Genomic DNA, 202 nt, shown 5'->3' on the forward strand with positions numbered 1-202 from the left:
TAGCGCCTTCCAAGGTCAGGACAACGATCGTTCGGACTGGGATGCGCACACGCTCGTCGACATCAACTTCGACGCCCGCACGGACACCGAGCTCGGCACGCTGCGTAGCTACATCAATATCGAAGCTGCTTCCGGTAGCTCGAACGTATCCGACATCGATGATGAAATCGTTGGCCGTAGCGGCAAGAGCTTCTTCATCGAT

At 56.4% G+C, this 202-nt stretch carries 1 protein-coding gene; it reads left to right on the forward strand.

Annotation, left to right across the window (positions count from 1 at the left end; translation table 11 throughout):
• Positions 1-202 (forward strand): porin (locus ACZ1A1_RS24985; protein WP_463622071.1); only part of this gene is annotated, 202 nt, incomplete at both ends.

It is taken from the genome of Shinella sp. R2-11 (assembly GCF_055330205.1).